17 protein-coding genes are annotated in these 14,826 nt (G+C 67.1%); 4 read left to right on the top strand and 13 right to left on the bottom strand.

Annotated elements, in window-relative coordinates:
* Positions 1 to 6: 6 nt before the first annotated feature.
* The 7 genes from QRT08_RS06925 to QRT08_RS06955 form a co-directional block, all read right to left on the bottom strand.
* On the bottom strand, positions 7 to 897 hold the full coding sequence (locus tag QRT08_RS06925) for a pantoate kinase (RefSeq protein ID WP_286045201.1): 891 nt from the start codon (positions 895 to 897) through the stop codon (positions 7 to 9).
* A 31-nt stretch (positions 898 to 928) separates the two neighbouring features.
* Entirely contained in the window at positions 929 to 1,735 is an 807-nt protein-coding gene (locus QRT08_RS06930) for a polysaccharide deacetylase family protein (RefSeq protein WP_286045202.1), read from the bottom strand.
* A gap of 174 nt (positions 1,736 to 1,909) precedes the next feature.
* A complete protein-coding gene (locus tag QRT08_RS06935; protein WP_286045203.1) occupies positions 1,910 to 2,509 on the bottom strand; it encodes a hypothetical protein in 600 nt (199 codons plus the stop codon).
* A 270-nt stretch (positions 2,510 to 2,779) separates the two neighbouring features.
* Positions 2,780 to 4,078, bottom strand: coding sequence for an aspartate--tRNA(Asn) ligase (aspS, locus tag QRT08_RS06940; RefSeq protein ID WP_286045204.1), 1,299 nt, complete (start codon positions 4,076 to 4,078; stop codon positions 2,780 to 2,782).
* Positions 4,079 to 4,249: 171 nt separating this feature from the next.
* Positions 4,250 to 4,675: a GtrA family protein gene (locus QRT08_RS06945; protein ID WP_286045205.1), complete on the bottom strand. Its 426-nt coding sequence runs from the start codon at positions 4,673 to 4,675 to the stop codon at positions 4,250 to 4,252.
* A 4-nt stretch (positions 4,676 to 4,679) separates the two neighbouring features.
* A complete protein-coding gene (locus tag QRT08_RS06950) occupies positions 4,680 to 6,104 on the bottom strand; it encodes a sulfatase (RefSeq protein WP_286045206.1) in 1,425 nt (474 codons plus the stop codon).
* A 147-nt stretch (positions 6,105 to 6,251) separates the two neighbouring features.
* Positions 6,252 to 6,974 carry a phosphoglycerol geranylgeranyltransferase gene (locus tag QRT08_RS06955; protein ID WP_286045207.1) on the bottom strand — a complete coding sequence of 241 codons (723 nt, stop codon included), beginning with the start codon at positions 6,972 to 6,974 and terminating at the stop codon, positions 6,252 to 6,254.
* A 211-nt stretch (positions 6,975 to 7,185) separates the two neighbouring features.
* Between QRT08_RS06955 and QRT08_RS06960 the strand changes: the two genes are divergently transcribed.
* The gene (locus tag QRT08_RS06960) at positions 7,186 to 7,956 is read left to right on the top strand and encodes a hypothetical protein (RefSeq protein ID WP_286045208.1); all 771 of its coding nucleotides are present in this window, start codon (positions 7,186 to 7,188) and stop codon (positions 7,954 to 7,956) included.
* Here the strand turns inward: QRT08_RS06960 and QRT08_RS06965 are convergent.
* Together QRT08_RS06965 and QRT08_RS06970 are read right to left on the bottom strand one after the other, a co-directional pair.
* Positions 7,932 to 8,075, bottom strand: a complete 144-nt coding sequence (locus tag QRT08_RS06965; protein ID WP_286045209.1) for a hypothetical protein — start codon at positions 8,073 to 8,075, stop codon at positions 7,932 to 7,934. The two genes, QRT08_RS06960 and QRT08_RS06965, sit on opposite strands and share 25 nt — an antisense overlap.
* A 41-nt stretch (positions 8,076 to 8,116) precedes the next feature.
* Positions 8,117 to 8,593 (bottom strand): type II toxin-antitoxin system death-on-curing family toxin, encoded by a 477-nt coding sequence (locus tag QRT08_RS06970; RefSeq protein ID WP_286045210.1) that lies wholly within the window; start codon positions 8,591 to 8,593, stop codon positions 8,117 to 8,119.
* An 81-nt stretch (positions 8,594 to 8,674) separates the two neighbouring features.
* Here QRT08_RS06970 and QRT08_RS06975 point away from each other — a divergent pair, with 81 nt between their 5' ends.
* On the top strand, positions 8,675 to 9,082 hold the full coding sequence (locus QRT08_RS06975; RefSeq protein ID WP_286045211.1) for a DUF2237 family protein: 408 nt from the start codon (positions 8,675 to 8,677) through the stop codon (positions 9,080 to 9,082).
* A gap of 5 nt (positions 9,083 to 9,087) precedes the next feature.
* On the opposite strand, the gene QRT08_RS06980 is transcribed toward QRT08_RS06975, so the two are convergent.
* Positions 9,088 to 11,577, bottom strand: a complete 2,490-nt coding sequence (locus tag QRT08_RS06980; protein ID WP_286045212.1) for a DNA topoisomerase I — start codon at positions 11,575 to 11,577, stop codon at positions 9,088 to 9,090.
* 128 nt (positions 11,578 to 11,705) lie between these two features.
* Between QRT08_RS06980 and QRT08_RS06985 the strand changes: the two genes are divergently transcribed.
* A complete protein-coding gene (locus tag QRT08_RS06985; protein WP_286045213.1) occupies positions 11,706 to 12,512 on the top strand; it encodes a YihY/virulence factor BrkB family protein in 807 nt (268 codons plus the stop codon).
* Here QRT08_RS06985 and QRT08_RS06990 read toward each other — a convergent pair.
* The gene (locus tag QRT08_RS06990) at positions 12,478 to 12,726 is read right to left on the bottom strand and encodes an amphi-Trp domain-containing protein (protein WP_286045214.1); all 249 of its coding nucleotides are present in this window, start codon (positions 12,724 to 12,726) and stop codon (positions 12,478 to 12,480) included. The two genes, QRT08_RS06985 and QRT08_RS06990, sit on opposite strands and share 35 nt — an antisense overlap.
* A 202-nt stretch (positions 12,727 to 12,928) precedes the next feature.
* Here QRT08_RS06990 and QRT08_RS06995 point away from each other — a divergent pair, with 202 nt between their 5' ends.
* Complete coding sequence (locus QRT08_RS06995; protein ID WP_286045215.1) at positions 12,929 to 13,819, top strand: universal stress protein; 891 nt, start codon at positions 12,929 to 12,931, stop codon at positions 13,817 to 13,819.
* 76 nt (positions 13,820 to 13,895) lie between these two features.
* Here QRT08_RS06995 and QRT08_RS07000 read toward each other — a convergent pair whose 3' ends face one another.
* Both QRT08_RS07000 and QRT08_RS07005 read right to left on the bottom strand, forming a co-directional pair.
* On the bottom strand, positions 13,896 to 14,339 hold the full coding sequence (locus QRT08_RS07000; protein ID WP_286045216.1) for a universal stress protein: 444 nt from the start codon (positions 14,337 to 14,339) through the stop codon (positions 13,896 to 13,898).
* Between the two features lie 54 nt (positions 14,340 to 14,393).
* Positions 14,394 to 14,822 carry a DUF2267 domain-containing protein gene (locus tag QRT08_RS07005; RefSeq protein ID WP_286045217.1) on the bottom strand — a complete coding sequence of 143 codons (429 nt, stop codon included), beginning with the start codon at positions 14,820 to 14,822 and terminating at the stop codon, positions 14,394 to 14,396.
* Positions 14,823 to 14,826 lie beyond the last annotated feature (4 nt).

Raw genomic sequence — 14,826 nt, forward strand, 5'->3', positions numbered from 1 at the left:
AGGGGGTTACAAATCGCCTGCGTTGTTCGCCCGTGGTGGCCCTGAGGCGGTCGGCGGGGCCGGGTCGTCGAGGATCGTCGCCCCCGCGGCGTGGGTGTGACAGACCGACGGGTCGTAGCCCGCATCCGAGAGCCCCGTATCGAGCGCGAAGACGGTCTCCCCGAGCATCGCCATCGAGGCCTCGCCGCCCGCCGCGGAGACGTCCTCGACGGCCTCGCGAACCCGGTCGGTGAGCAGGCCCGCCTCGCGGGCGAAGCGCCGCGAGGCGTACATGAGCGTCGAAAGCGTCGGCTCCTCGCCGAGGATCGAGAGCGATTCGAGACCCGCGTCGGTCAGCCGTTCGGTGTCGCCCGAGAGCACCGACTCCGTCGAGAGCTCGCCGAAGGTGCAGTACTCGATCCGGGTGCTCGCGGGAATTCCGTCGAGTCGGTTGTGCTCGGGGTCGCCGGGATCGAGACGGACCGGAACGCCGCCGCGGGCCTGTGCGACGACGTCGCCGAGGCCGGTCCCCGAGCGGACCTCAGCGGCGTGAGCGACGGTGACGAGTTCGTTCTCCGAGAGCCGTCGGTCGAACGCCTGATTGGCCGCGATCGCGGTGCCGAGCGCCAGCGCCCCGGAGACGCCAAAGCCCGCCCCGAGCGGGAGCTCCGTGGTCGCCTCGACGCGCGCGGAAGCCGAGAGCGAATCGAGCACCCGATCGACCGGTTCGACGGTCAGTTCGGTCCCGTCGAGGGTCGTCCGCGTATGGGTGGCGGGCGCGACGCGGACGGTCACGCCGTCGGTGAGCGTCAGCCCCGCGCCCCGCGACCCCGCCTTCGCCGGGTCGTCGTCGGGATGGCTGCTGAAGAAGCCGGTGACGTGTCCGGGGACGAACGCCGTCATCCCATCGTCGTCCATGGCGGGGGTTCGCGAGCCCCGTGGTTAAGCCTTATACTCTCTCGCGCATGGCGCGAGCGATCCGGTCGCTCGACGTACGGCCGATCGAGTGGACGGTCCGTGCGGTCGATTTGCCGGCCTCGGCGGCCAGATCCCACGCCACGCGCTGGAGGTGTTCGGCGGGGTTGCGCGACCACCGACCCGGGTGGACGAGCAGGTAGAGCCGTTCACAGCCCCCGGAGCCGAGTCCGGCGATCAGGTCGTCGGTCGTCGAGATCCGGCCGAAACCGGCGACATCCGTGCCCCAGTCCCGGCCCGTATCCGATACGTACGAGGGGATGGCGTCGTCGTCGTTGCCGGTGTCGACCGAGAGGTACGCCTCGGCGAGCAGGTCGTAGTCCTCGATGGTGTACTCGCCGCGCCACATGTCGAGGTTGTGGTGGGGCGAGAGCGGACTGCCGTGGGGACAGATCGTCGTGACGTCGACGTGTTCGCGGAAGCGCGCGAGGTTGCGCCCGAACCGTTCGTGGGCCGCCTCGAAGTCCCCGCGGGTCTTCGCGAGGTCCTCGTAGTGATAGCCGACCTCGTGGCCCAGTTCCGAGACCTCGGCGACGGTTTCGGGGCTGAACGTCGACGTCCGGAAGTAGTAGGAGGTCGAAACGTCGCGTTCGGCCTCGACGCGCGCCATCGAGCGCGCGGTCCCGACCTTCCGGTCGACGTCGTGGCGAACGATTATGTAGGGAGAGTCGTGGTCCGACCGCGTAACGTAGTCGTGGAGGGTGTAGAACGTGTACCCGTTGTCGAGCGCCGCGTCGAGCAGGCGCCCGTAGTGATCGAAGGTGAAATCACGGACATTCATTCGAGTTCTATATCTCAATTTCATAGCTCCGGATATATATATGTGTCCACTAACTGACTGTAGGCGTCGGCTACCGGTACGGGGAGCTAGACGGCGTTCTACCGCCTCTCGTTGCGTTTAGTTAGAGGATACTTATATATCCGAAATCGATCACTAACGATCCGACCGTCGGGTTCAGTAGTCGAGCCAGTCGTCGCGCATCGCCTCGGCCTCCTCGGTGAGGTAGACCCGCGCGTCGGGGTGCTGGTCGGCGTCCTGGACTAGTTCGCCGTCGCGGCGGTCGCGTTCGAGACGCTCTTTGGCCTCCTCGCGCTCGACGCCGTCGATGACGATCATCGCATCGAGGAGCAGCGATTCGGGGACGCCGGTCCCGATACCGCCCTTCGGGGCGTCGGGTTCGGTCGCCTCGGATGCGGTGTCGTCCTCGATGACGGCGACGTACTCGCGGACGTCGCCGCTGTCGCCGAGCCGTTCGTGCCAGCGTCGGGGAAAGAGGCTCACCCGGTCGTCGTCGAGCGCGTAGTACGCCTCGGCGTCGTGCCACCCCTCGCCGGTCGAGAGGCCGTCATCGACGGTCGAACGGAACTCGCCCTCGGCGAAGGGGAGGATGTCGTCGGCCGCGACCGCCCGGTCGTAGGCGTCGAGCGTCTCGCGGTCGATACCGGGCCCTTCCGGACGGTGGTACCGCTCGACGGTGCGCAGAAGCTCCCGCGCCGTGAGGGTCTCGCCGTACTGTCGCGCCTCCTCGAGCGCTTGCTGGTTCGGGTCGGCCATCGCTCACACATGGGGGCGAACGGCGAATAAAACCACTGCCAGCAACGCTCGGAGTGAGAACCGTTGACGACCCCTGCAGGGCTTGCTGACCCCCGCTCAACCGCGAGAGTGCCTCCCCTATGGGGAGAGGTGCTGGCGGTCTCGCGGGAACAGGGTGGGACCGAAGGTCTCGCGAACCCCCACGTGGTCGGCAGCGCTTTCGCCATGGCGACCACGTGGGAACGGCGCGAGACTCGCTTCACTCGTCTCGCTGGCTCCCAGGTTTTCGTCCTACGGCGACAAACGCTGGCGGTCCCTCGGAAACAGCACGGCCTCGCGGATGTTGCCCAGATCGAGCATCGTCATCACGAGCCGTTCGACGCCGTAGGCCCAGCCCGCGTGCGGTGGCATCCCGTACTTGAACATCTTCGTGTAGTACTCGAACTGCGAGGGATCCAGCCCCTGCTGTTCAAACCCCTCGACGAGGTAGTCGTAGCGGTGTTCGCGCTGGCCGCCCGAGACCAGTTCCATCCGCGGGTGCATCAGGTCGAAGCCCTTCGAGAGCTCGCCGCCCTCGTGGTCCTGGATGTAGAAGGGCTTGATCTCGCTGGGCCAGTCGGTCACGAAGTAGTGGCCGCCGACGTCCTGTCCCAGCGCTTTCTCGGCCTCGGTGGGCAGGTCGTCGCCCCAGACCAACTGCTCATCGAGTTCGCCCGTGGCGTTGATGCGTTCGATGGCCTCCTCGTAGGTCAGGCGGGGAAAGCCCGCCTCAGGTACGGAAAAGTCGTCGTAGCCCAGCGTCTCCAACTGCTCACGGCAGTTCTCGGCGACGCCCTCGTGGGCCGCGAGCAGGGTGCGCTCGCAGGCGTCCATCGCCTCCTCGTGGTCGATGAAGGCGCTCTCGAAGTCGATCATCGTCGCCTCGTTGAGGTGCCGTGGCGTGTTGTGCTCCTCGGCCCGGAAGATGGGGCCGATCTCGAAGACGCGTTCGAGGCCGCTGCCGACCATCAGCTGCTTGAACAGCTGGGGGGACTGGTTCATGAACGCCTCCTTGCCGAAGTAGGTGATGGGGAACAGTTCGGTGCCGCCTTCCGTTCCTGTTGCGACGATCTTCGGCGTGTTGATCTCCGTACAGCCGATCTCCCGGAAGCTCTCGCGCACGGCCCGGAGGATTTCGGCGCGGATCTCGAAAATCGCCTTGGTCTCGTCCTTTCGCAGGTCCAGCGTGCGGTTGTCCAGCCGCGTCGAGAGTTCGGCGTCGACCTTTCCCGACGGGTCGAGCGGGAGTTCGGGTTCGGCCTCGGCGATCACGTCGAGTTCCTCGGGCGCGATCTCGACGCCCGTGGGCGCACGCGGCTCCTCCTCGATCGTGCCGGTCGCCGAGATTACGCTCTCGCGGGAGAGATCGAGTCCCGTCTCGACGAGGTCCTCGGGCATCTCGTCTTTCTCGAACTTGATCTGGATCTTTCCACTTTTATCGCGGAGGATGAGAAACGCGATCCCCCCGAGGTCGCGGATCTCGTGAACCCAGCCCGCGACCGTGGCGTGGTCGCCGGGTTCGGCGTCCGCGGTGTAGGTTCGGTTCTGCATGCCCGACCGTTTCGCTCGCGGGCATTAAAGGCGGTCGGTTCGCGTCGGTACGGCTCCGTTCGCGGGTACTCATAGGGAGCATCGTAGACGTGCAGAGAGTCCCACGGTGAGAAGCGAACGCCGTATCCAGTCGGGATTCGCCGTGGCTCCGGCTGGCTACGATACTCCCCATCAGACGTTCCACGTCCAGCGGGCGTCCAGCACGTACCGGTAGACCCCGCTTACGAGGATGGCGACGACGTTCGCGATCAGGTACGCGATCCCCGACCACGTGACGAGCCCGTAGAGCACCCCGAGTTGGATCGGGATCGCCGAGCCACGGACGACGTTGGTCTTGAACAGCCCGTAGAGATACTCGCCCCAGCCCGTGTTCTTCACGGCCTGGAACGTCCAGACGTTGTTGAGGGCGTACTGGAAGACGATCGTGATCTCGATGGCGATCGTCGCCGCCAGCAGGTAGTGCAGGCCGGCGTACTCGACGAACCCGCCCAGAAGCAGCGTCTGGACTCCCGCCGCGACCGCCCCGACGATGGCGAAGCGCCGGACCCGGGTCGCGAGGCGTCCGTCGACCGCCTGTCTGAGCAGTGCCCGAACCATCGGTTTATCGGTAGCCGAGCGCCTCGAGTCGCGTCTGGACCGCGTCGCCCGCCGAGGCCGGTTCCGCCCCGCTCGTGCCCTCGATCGACCGTGCGTGCTCCCGGACCAGCGGTCGGAGCCGCTCGATCGCCGTCGCCCCCTCGGGATCGGGGTCGGCCGCCAGATCGCGCTGCTGGGTCGGGTCCGAGGGCCGGTGATACAGTTCCGCGGTCTCCGTGTCCGTGTTCTCGATGTAGGTCCACTCGGCGGTGCGGGCGCTCACGAGGAGGTCGCCGTCGCCGAGCTCCCGCGGGATCGGCTGTTGGGTGACCTCCTCGCCGCGGACGGTCACCGAGACCACCGGCTCGTCGACGGGGCGCTCGCCGCTGCGGACCGACTCCGCGAGCGAGTCGCCCGCCCACGACTGCGGGGACGAGACGCCGAGCAGCCCACAGACCGTCGGCGGGACGTCGTCGAGCCCGACGGCCCCCTCGACCCGGTGCGGGTCGGTCCCGGGGACGTCGACGATCAGCGGCACGCGGACGAGCTCGTCGTAGAGCTTCGGGTAGTGCGCGAGGTGGCCGTGATCCTGGAACTCCTCGCCGTGGTCGCCCGCGACGACGACCGCGGTCTCCTCGCGCGCGTCGTTCGCCGAGAGGGCGTCGAGGACGCGCCCGATGCTCGCGTCGACCTGCCGCACCGTCGCCTGATAGAGCGTCCGCAGGTCCGCGAGGGCTCGCTCGCCGACGTCCTTTCCGAGGCCCGCCCGTGCGTGGGCGAGCACCATCCGGTGGGTGCCGAGCGTCGCAGAGGAGACCTCGCGGAAGTGCCGGGGTGCGGGCGCGTAGGGCGTGTGCGGGTCCATGTAGTGGATCCAGAGGAAGAAGGGCTCCTCGCGGTCCTCGATGAACGCCCGCGCGTGGCGCTCGACGTCGAGCATCCGCGAGGCGTCCATGAACGGGCGGTCGTCGTCCCCGCCGCGCGCCCGCGAGAGGAGGCGTCGAACCGGCGAACTCGCCAGTTGGAGCCACGCCTCGACGGTGGGATGGGCCGCGAGATACCGGCCGTAGAGCGAGCCGGCGTCGGCGACGAACGACTCGAACTCCTCGAAGCCGGCGTCGTAGCCCCAATGGTCGGTGAGAAAGCCGTTCGCGGCGTTGAACCCCCCCGTGGCCAACCCGGCGGCCGAGAGCGTCTCGGCGAGCGTCTCGCTTTCGGTGACGCCGATGGACCCCGAGTCGGCGAAGACGGGGCGGGAGGCCAACAGCCCCGGAAACGAAAACGGCGTCCAGTTGCCGGTCGCGAACGCGTGTTCGAAGACGGCTCCACGGTCGGCGAGGCGCTGTATCACCGGCGTCCGGTACTCGTCGCTGTACGGCCCCACGGCGTCCACACGCAGCGAATCGACCGTGACGAGGACGACGTTGGTGCAGTTGGTGTCAGTGGTCATACCAGATGACGGCCGGTATCGACGCTCGGCTGCGGCCCCTTCCCCGGTCCGAGCGAGACGCGAGGCGTCGTCCGGAGACGTCGAACGCACCGACCCGATGGCGCGGGATATACGGGGAGACCTACTCAACGTTGCGATACCGATCTCCTATCGGCGGTTCGTCGCTTTGGCCCGGGCGTCCCGCGCGCCCTCGACCGTCTCCTCGACGGCCCCACAGCCCGCCTCGTGCAGCAGGTCGCCGACGACGATCACGTCGGCGTGCCGGGCCATCGCCTTCGCCGACTCGTAGTCGTGGATGCCGCCGCCGTAAAACAGGGTCGCCTCGTCGAGCGCCTCGCTCGCGGCCCGGACCTTCTCGGGGTCGCCGAACGTGCCCGAGTACTCGACGTAGACGATGGGCTGGCCGAACATGTGTTCGGCGAGTTCGGCGTAGGCGGCGACGTCCTCCGGGCTCTGATCGCAGTCCGCCCCCGTGAGTTCGGCGACGCTCGCCTCGGGGTTGAGGACGATGTACGCCTCGGTGAAGGTGCGGTCCCAGTCGATGTCGTCGAGGCGGACCCACTCCTTGTGCGCGCCGACGACCCACGAGACGTCGCCCGCGTTGAACACCGTCGGGACGAGATAGCCGTCCAGCGCCTCGTCGTCGACGACGACGGCGGGGTTCGACGGCTCCTGATACAGCGGCACGTCGTACTTCGCGCAGGCGTCGATCACCCGCTGCATCTTCTCCTCGGTCATGTCCAGCGTCCCCCCGATCTCGAGGGCGTCGGTCCCGGTCCGACAGACGTCCTCGAAGCTGTCGCCCGGGGCGAGGTCCTTGTCGGGATCGACCTTCACGATGTGATCCCAGTCGGTCCACGGCGCGCTCATACGGACTCAATTCTAAGGACGCGCTAAAACCCCTTCGGTGAGGTGAGACTCGCGGGGGAGGACGCGGACGAATCCCCATAGTTTCTTAACTAGCGGCTGTGCAATCAGGATATCAGCATGAGTACGACGACGACCGGTAGTGCTCCCTACCGCAACTCGAACCTCTTTTCGGGCTACTATCTCGACGAGCGCGTTGACGACCTCGGGGCGGATGACTGACGGCGTGCCTCCCGTCGATTCACCAGATCAGTACATCGCCGAGGACGTGCGCCAGCGACTCCGGACGTTTCCGAGGAGGTTCGAGCAACTCGACGCTGTCAGCGAACTTCGCAGTCTGCTCACGGAGAAATCGGTACTTCGCGGTCCGATGGTGCATCAAAAGCCGGAGTCGTTCACGCAGCAGTATCTCATCGAACCGATACTTGACGGGCTGGGCTATCCGAGTCCCTCTTCGGAGGCCTACGGTGGAGACGGTCCGCACTTCGTCCGCGATCCGAGCGCAAAACACGTGATCGAGTCGAAACGTCCGGACTACCTCCTCGACACCGGTGAAGGGACGACGATCTGTCTGCTGGAGGCGAAAGCGGCGAATCGGGAGCGAGTCGACGGTTCCCCGCGGGATGCCACTGAACAGGTCGGAATGTACACCGACGAGAACGTGTTCTCCAAATATCGACACACGGTAGATCAGCAGTACCTCGCTGCGATCGCGACCGATGGGTTTCGATGGAAACTGTGGGGAAAAGACGTCATCGGAGGCGACGGAGCCGAATTGATTCAAACCTATGATTTTTCGCCGTCCATCCAAACGATCAGCGATCGGTTGAGCGTCATCGAGAGCACGATTTCGATGAGTAGTGCGAGGATACGACGAGATCTCGAAACGGAATTCGTCCCGTACTTCGGTGCCGAGAACCTCCCCAATGCGCTTTCGGATGAACTCCAACCTCGGCGGTACTACTCTTCTTCGAGCGCGTCGTAGATCTCCCGGTTTCGATCGCGGTCCATCCGTGCGACACGGCGCACCAGTTCCTCCCGAACGTCCGCCATGACGCGATCGACCGCAGTCGACGGCTCCCGTTCGTCCGATCCCGTGCTCATACGAACCAGTTCCGGTCGAACCTGAATAACGGTTGTGGTGGTCATTTCTCCTCGTCTCGATAGCGAGTCAGCCCATACTCGACGAGATCGGAACGGATCCCCCGAAGCGTTTCGTCCGTGTCGATCGACCTCGTATGGGTCCGCAGATACTCGATGACCTCGTTTCGATCGACGGCCGATTCGTCGATCGCGAGGTCCGAGAGGATCCGCCGGATTTCAGAATCGTACTCGAGTCGATACCCATTGAGAAGGTAGAACGTCGCGACCGTGTCCAGCGCGGTTCGCTTGTTCGCATCCACGAACGGGTGGTTGGCGACCAACAGTCTGAGCAGTTCGAACGCCTTCTCGTCGATCGTCTCGCGGTCGTTCGTCGGGGATCCGGCTACGACGCGGTCGATCGCAAAGGAGATCGCGCCCTCGTCGCGAACGCCTGGTTCAGTCGCGTCATACTCGCTGACGATGTCCTCGTGGATCGCGAGCACGTCGGTTACCGTCGGCGTCCACAGCGAATCCCTCATTGCCCGGCGCTGTCCCGCGACGAACTAAACGCTATCGACCGGAGTAGCCACCGTTTTCCCCCCGCAGCCGAACCCACACGCATGACCGACGAGCCAGACCGCAACGTCTACGGCGTCGAACTCCGCCCCTGCAGCGAGGATCCAGAAACCGGCTTCCTGCGGGACGGCCACTGTCGGCACCTCCGGCGCGATCCGGGTCGTCACGAGGTCTGTGCGGTGCTGACCGAGGGGTTTCTGGCGTTCAGCAAGGAGCAGGGCAACGACCTGGTGACGCCCCAGCCCGAGTTGAACTTTCCGGGCCTCGAACCGGGCGACCGCTGGTGTCTCTGTCTGCCGCGCTGGATCGAGGCCCGCGAGGCCGATACGGCACCACCACTGGTGCTCGAGGCGACCCACGAACGGGTGCTCGACGAGATCGACCCCGACACCCTCCGCGAGTACGAGTTCGATCCACAGGCCAAAGACGGGGGCGGCGAGAACGGTGAGTAGCGGCGTCAGCCCGCTTTCGCCTGCCACTTGCGGACGCGCTCTTCGCTGACGCCCTCGACCTCGGCGGCGACCGTCTCGGCCTCCGCGTCCTTGAGGTCGCTGACGCTCTCGACGCCCGCCGCCGCGAGCTTCTCCGCGGTCTTCGCGCCGACGCCCTCGATGGATTCGAGGTCGGTCCCCGACCCGCTCTCTCTGGCCTGGTACTCCCGGTAGTTGCAGATCGGACAGCCCAGCTCCCAGGGTTCGTCGCCCGAGTGGACGAGCAGTTCGGGCAATGCGTGTTCCTCACAGCGCTCGTCGGTGATCTCGATCTCGCCGCGTCTCGGGAGGGGCAACGAGTACTCGCAGTCGGGATAGCGCGTACAGCCCACCAGCCGCGAGCCGTTCCTGAGCTGTTTGATCGCGAGTTCGCCGCCGTGTTCGTCGTGGCATTCGGGACAGGTCCCGATGACCCGGTCGTCCTCCTCGTCGGCCTCGTCGGCCTTGCACTGGGGACAGCCGTGGACGAACGTGCCCCGGCCCGCGAGCATCTTCACGTGGCGCAGGCCGTGCTCGTCGCAGGTCTCGTCGAGGATGAGCGGCTTGCCGGTGTTCGGAAGCGGCAGCGTGTACTCGCAGTCGGGATAGCCGTCACAGCCCACGAAGTACGACCCCCGGCGCGAGCGGCGCACGAGCAGGTCGTGGCCGGATTCGGGACACGGCCCGAGGGTCTTGTCCGCCTTGAGCGACTCCTGGAGGTGGTCGCCGATCTCCTCGCGCGATTCCATCAGGTCGTCGAACACCCGTTCGAGCATCTCCCGGGACTCGTCGGCCACCTCGTCGAGGCTCTTCTCGCCGGCGGCGATGGCGGCCATGTCCTCTTCGAGCTGGGCGGTCATCGCCTCGCTCACCACCCGATCCGCGTACTCCTCGCCGGCCTCGACGACGGCCATCGCCAGTTTCGTCGGCCGCGGCGGGTCGTTCTCGATGTACCCCCGGTCGTAGAGCTTCTCGACGGTGTTGTGTCTCGTGCTTTTCGTCCCGATCCCCATCGACTCCATCGTCTCGATCAGCCGCGACTGGCCGTAGCGCCGTGGGGGTTGGGTCTCCTTGTCCTCGATGCGAACCTCCTCGACGGCGAGGGTCTCGCCCTCCTCGACGGCGGGGACGAAGTTCTCGTTCGTGCTGAAGTAGGGATAGACGGCGTGATAGCCCGGCTCGACGAGGCGCTTGCCGTTGGCCTTCAGGCGGTGCTCGCCCACTTCGAGGACGACCCTGAGGTGCTCCCAGCGCGCGGGGTCGGCGACGGTCGCGAAGAAGCGCCGCACGACGAGTTCGTAGACCTCCCACTCGGCGTCCGAAAGCTCCCTTCGGGTGGGAAGCTCCTCGGTCGGGTGGATCGGCGGGTGGTCGGTCGTCTCCTCGTCGCCCTCGGTCGGCGAGAGGTCATCGCGCTCCAGCAACGTCTCGGCGTCCTCGCCGAAGGCGCGGTCGTTCGAGAGGGCCGCGAGCAGTTCCCGGGGGTCGAGGTCCTCGGGGTACACCGTGTTGTCGGTCCGGGGATAGGTGATGTAGCCCGCCGTATAGAGGTCCTCGGCGATGCTCATCGCGCGCTTCGCGGAGTAGCCGATAGAACTCGCCGCGCGGATGAACTGGGTCGTGTTGAACGGCGCGGGCGGCGCGTCGGTTCGCGTTCGGCGCGAGACCGATTCGACGCTGGCCTCGCTGGCTTCCCGCAGAGCGTCGTAGACCGCCCTCGCGCGCTCCTCGTCCCAGACGCGCTCGGCCTCGTTGTCCTCGTCGTCGAGGTAGTAGTACTGGGCGTCGAAGCTCTCCGATCCCTTCGCGAGGTCGGCGAAGATCTCCCAGTAGGCCTCGGGGTCGAACGCCTCGATCTCGCGCTCGCGGTCCACGATCAGTTTGAGCGTGGGGGTCTGGACCCTGCCGACTGAAATGAAGTCGTCGCCGAGTTGGCGGGCAGAAAGCGAGAGAAACCGGGTCAGCGCCGCGCCCCACACGAGGTCGATGATCTGGCGGGCCTCGCCCGCGGCCGCCAGATCGAAGTCGATCTCGTCGGGGTTCTCGAAGGCGTTCTTGACTTCGCCCTCGGTGATCGAGGAGAAGCGCACCCGGTCGATATCGACGCTCTCGTTGACGTCGCGGACGATCTCGTAGGCCTCCTTGCCGATCAACTCCCCCTCGCGGTCGTAGTCGGTGGCGATCGTCACGCGGTCGGCGTTCCGCGAGAGCAGGCGGACGGTGCGGACGATGTTCTCCTGGGTGGAGGTCTTCTCCACCTCGGCGTCGATCAGTTCGACGGGTTCGACGTCGCGCCAGTCGCTGTACTCGGCGGGGAAGTCGACCGCGACGACGTGGCCCGACAGGCCGATACAGCGCCTCCCGCCCCATCGGTAGACGTTCACCCCGTTGGTTCGTTCGACCTCGGCCGAGTCGCCGCTCAGGATGTCGGCGATCCGGCGGGCGGCGTTGTCCTTCTCGGTGATGATCAGTTCCATGCGCGGGTTGGCGGCGCTACGCCGAGACGGGGCCTAAACGTTTCGCGTCGATTACGGGATCGCGGCGCGAGCGGCGGGAAATCGCGGCATCGGAACGTCCTTCCCCGGCAGGCGAGTAGGGCGAGCGAATGCGAGAGGCGTACGAGGTGGTCGTGGAGATCGGACGGGAGGTGCGCCGACAGGACCTCCCGTTTCTCGCCGGCAGCCTCGCGTTTTACGCGTTCGTCTCGCTGGTGCCGCTGTTGTTGCTCGTCCTCGTCGCGGCCTCGTTGTTCGCCGGCGAGACCGTCGCGCGCTACCTGCTCGCGCTGACCCGCCTGTACCTCAGCCCGGCCGGCCAGAACCTGCTCACCGAGGCGATCACGGGCGCGGTGGGCTGGGTCGGGAGTTCGCTCGTCGGGTCGCTCGTCCTGGTGTGGGCCGCCTTCCGGATGTTCCTCGGGATCGACATCGCCTTCTCACAGCTCTACGGCACCCCCCGCGAGGAGACCTCGCTGGGCCAGCGCCTGCGAGACGGCCTGCTCGCGCTGGCCGCGATCGTCCTCGCGCTTCTCGCGGCCGTCCTCACCGCGGGGGCGTTCACGCTCCTGCCGGATTTCAGCTACTCGGGCGTCGTCGACTCGCTGTTGCTCGTCTGCGGGCTGCTGGTCGCCTTCTTCCCGCTGTACTACGTCTTCCCGAACGTCGACGTGACCCCGCGGGAGGTGCTGCCGGGCGCGCTCGTCGCGGCCGTCGGCTGGGCGCTCCTCCAGTGGCTGTTCCGGCTCTACGCCTCGGTGACGACGATCACGGCCGTCTTCGGCGTGATAAGCGGGGCGCTGTTGTTCCTGCTGTGGCTCTACTTCGGCGCGCTGATCCTGCTCGTCGGCGTCGTCGTCAACGTCGTGTTGGCGGGGCGGACTAGTCGGTCTCCTCGACCTCCCAATCGAGGGTGACGGTGATCGTCTCGCGCTCGCCGCCGAGCATCGGGGAGCGCTCCTCGACCGTGATGTCGTACTCGATGACGGAGGCCGGGTCGAGCGCGACGCTCTTGTTGCCGACGGTGACGTCTGCCGCCCCCTCCCCGCGGATCTCGCGGGCGAGCGCCTGCAGGTTGTCCGCGGCCTCGTTGCGCGAGAGATCCTGTTCGTAGGACGTCTTGTCTGACATGCTGCTCGACGTTCGGCGTCGACCGACATAGTGGTTTACCCGGCAGGGGATGTGTTCGAAGTCGGAGTCGCCGGATCGGCCGATCGACGGGGCGGCGACCGACCCGTCGAGGGGGGTGTACAGGGAACGGTTCACACCGGCGAGGGCGGCGTCCCACCGGTAAACGGTAAAGGGCGTGTGCGCCCAACCCCCGTCTAGAACGATGTACGACCACTTCTTGATCCCGGTCGATGGAAGCGACGAGGCCACGCACGCGGCGAGGTGCGGCCTCGAACTCGCGCGGGCGTTCGACGCGACCGTCGACGTCCTCTACGTCGTCGAGCGGAGGACGCTCCGCCTCACGGAGACGGCCGCCGAGCGGGAGCGACTTCGAGAACGCGGCGAGGAGGCGCTCGCGGGGATCGAGGAACTCGCGTCGGAACTCGGACATCCAGTCACGACGGAACTGACCGAGGGGAAGCCCGCCGTCCGGATCGGCGAGTACGCCGCCGAGCGAAACGCCGACCTCGTCGTCATCGGGAGGCAGGGGACGACGGGACTCGGGAAGCGGCTACTCGGCGGCGTCACCGAGGGGGTCCTCTACAGCAGCGACGTCCCCGTGTTCGTCGTCCCGGACGGGGAGCCGACGGTCGAACTCGACTACGCCCGGATCCTCGTCCCGACCGACGGGAGCGAGAACGCCGAGGCGGCCACCCCGTACGGGGCCGCGGTCGCACGGAACTACGGGTCCGAGGTCCACGTCCTGAACGTCGTGGACCTCCAGGCGGCGGGCGGGGCGTTCAGCGCGGGCGGCCTCGAGCGGGAGTTCGTCGAGCGCCTCGAGGCGGAGGGTCGGGAGGCCGTCGAGAGGGTCGCGGACGAAGTAGCGGACGCCGACCCGGACCTGGCGGTACACACGGCCGTCGAACGGACGACGTCGTTCGAGGGGGCCGCCGCCGGCGTCCGCGAGTACGTCGCGGAGAACGACGTCGACCTCGTCGTCATGGGATCGCGCGGCCGGTCGAACCTCGGGCGAGGGCTCCTCGGCAGCGTCGCCTCGACCGTCCTTCGAACGGTCGACGTGCCGGTACTGGTCGTGAAACGGGCGTCGTAACGGCTCCGTGGCCCCGTCGGTGGGACCGTCCGGTTCGTGGCGCGCCACCCGTGGCGTCCCGACGGTACGAACCCCGTCACGGTCGCGTCGACCCGCCCGTGTCGTCGTTGACGACCAGGACGGGCACGGCGTCCGCCCGCAGGACCGCCTCGGTGGTGCTCCCGAGCAGGATCGTCCTGAACGCGGACCGGCCCTTCGAGCCCACGACCACGAGGTCGATGTCCATCTCGTCGACGTACGCGAGGAGTTCCTCGTGTGGAACCCCCTCCCGGATCGAGGTGACGACCGAGTCCGACCCGGCCCTGGTTTCGACCGCGGCCAGCGCCGCCTCGCCCTCCTCCCGGAGGTTCCGACGGACGACCTCGGGATCGACGATGGCGTTGTCGTAGCCCGTTCTGGTCTCCACGACGTAGACCGCGTGGAGTTCGGCCCCGTACCGTCGGGCGAGGCTGACCGCGTGCGCTCCCGCCGCGGTAGCGCCGTCGCTCCCGTCCGTCGCGAGGAGGATTCGCTCGTACATACCGAGGGTACGCGAGGGAAGGTGAAGAATTCACCCTTGACTGCGGACCGCCGTTCAGGCCTCTCGTGCGTCCTTCCACCCCCCGGAATCGACGACCTCGAAGAGCTTCTGCCAGTTCTCGTCGTCCTCGCCCTCCGGGAGTTGGTCACGGAGCTGCTGGAAGTCGGACGGCGGAACCAGCGTGCTCACGAGGTCGACGATGACCCGTGCGTGGTAGGCCGCGTCCGGCGGGTCGGCGCGTTCGATCTCGCCCACCCGCGAGACGAACTCCCTCCAATCGAAGCGCTGGCCGTGGTCGTGGACGGCACCGGTCATGTACCAACGGATCTCCATGGGAAGCGAGGCGGCGAGGTCCTCGGCGGCCTCCTCGGGGATCCGCTGACCGAGGGTCATGAGCGTCGCTCGGATCGCCCGAAGGGTCCTGCCGGTGTTGGGGAACTCGAGGCGGTGCTGGACCTGTCCGGTGAACTCGTCGAAATCCATGATG

Origin of the sequence: Halalkalicoccus sp. NIPERK01, from assembly GCF_030287405.1 — an archaeon.
Lineage (GTDB): Archaea > Halobacteriota > Halobacteria > Halobacteriales > Halalkalicoccaceae > Halalkalicoccus.